Annotated in this window: 2 protein-coding genes and 1 pseudogene; all 3 read left to right on the top strand. The window is 34.2% G+C overall.

Annotated elements, in window-relative coordinates; genetic code table 11:
* On the top strand, nucleotides 1-266 hold a 266-nt coding region (locus FB379_RS18320; RefSeq protein ID WP_144598584.1), incomplete at its 5' end, for an IS3 family transposase.
* Between the two features lie 361 nt (nucleotides 267-627).
* Nucleotides 628-760 (top strand): annotated as a pseudogene (locus FB379_RS18315) (recombinase family protein); the annotation flags it as partial.
* Nucleotides 761-845: 85 nt separating this feature from the next.
* The gene (locus FB379_RS18310) at nucleotides 846-1,148 is read left to right on the top strand and encodes a contact-dependent growth inhibition system immunity protein (protein ID WP_063389303.1); all 303 of its coding nucleotides are present in this window, start codon (nucleotides 846-848) and stop codon (nucleotides 1,146-1,148) included.
* Nucleotides 1,149-1,361: the final 213 nt, after the last annotated feature.

Raw genomic sequence — 1,361 nt, 5'->3', positions numbered from 1 at the left:
ACTATCAAGCTAAGCTAATGGAATACGGAATGAAATGTAGCATGAGCCGCAAAGGAAATTGTTATGACAACGCTTGTATTGAATCATTTCATGGGGTTATAAAAAAAGAACTAATCTATCAGACTCGTTATAAAACAAGGGAGGAAGCAAAAAAGAGCATATTTGAGTATATAGAAATATTTTACAATAATAAACGTATTCACTCCGCAACAGAGTATTTTTCGCCATCTGAATACGAACGTATGTACTATAAAAAGGGAGCTTAATGAACATATTAATAGAATAGTTAGACCCGAAAATTTACCTTTTAAAAATAATTAGGACAACGTCGTAATTACTTTTAAAAGGCCACCAAGCGATAGCGCGGTAGCTGCGAAAAAAAATCTATAAATTTTTGTGTCTACTTTATTGACCTAATATCACTAATACCCTTCGAGTACGCTTTAAAACACGAGAGAAAGCTTTCTCGTGGCGAGAAAGAGGGTATAAACTTTTAACTGACTGTGACAATAAGAGCTGGCAAATTATTTTTGTATTGTATTTTCACTAAAGACGGTCGTATAATACTCGTCATTGTTAACAAGCGTTACGTTAATCTGAATTTGCGTAACGGAGGGGGAAGGTATCATGAATGTGATTGGATATATCCGAGTTTCCACACAAGGGCAAGCCAAAGATGGATACAGCCTTGCCTACCAAGAAGATGAAATTAAAGGCACAAGGATACACTCTCTTACGTGTGTTTAAGGATGAGGGAATGCTAACATAGTATTAAAGAAGGATGAAGCAGGGAATTTTATTTTAACTGGTTATCCAACCAAATAATGGAATGGAGGGAAAAATGCTTGTTAGTCAAAAATAATCCAGAAGATCCAGTTTTTCAGTTCTTGGCTGGGACTTTTCATCAAGATGCAGATTCACCTGAAGAGGCATTACAAGAATTGTTAACAGAGGAAAGTAAAGAATATCTTAAATCTGCTATCGTATTTTTAACAGAATTCATCAATAGTGAGTATTCGGATGATGAAAAGAATGAATACATTCAACACTGTGCAGACGGAGTATATTTTCCTGATCTTGAGCTAACTCCAATTCAATGGCTAAAAAGTGTAGTAGAACAATTAAAAGAAGCTGTAAAAGCAGAATAGAACTACAAATTCTTGAGTACCTTGATTGAGTAAAAACTCTTTCAAGGTTTTTTTCTAGCAATGGGAATTATATTGGAAAGTGGTGAAAAAATGAAACAACCAACAAAAGAAGAAATAATTAATAACTGTAGTTGAGCAATTTTCATTACAATAATTACCATGTAAAAAGAGACAAACGGAGTACCCCTTATGCCACATGAAGCTGTTTTTTAA

Origin of the sequence: Aeribacillus composti (genome assembly GCF_007827555.1) — a bacterium.
Taxonomy (GTDB): Bacteria; Bacillota; Bacilli; order Bacillales; family Aeribacillaceae; genus Aeribacillus; species Aeribacillus composti.
Note: the sequence above shows the minus strand (reverse complement) of the source record. Positions and strands in the feature narration are given on the sequence as shown.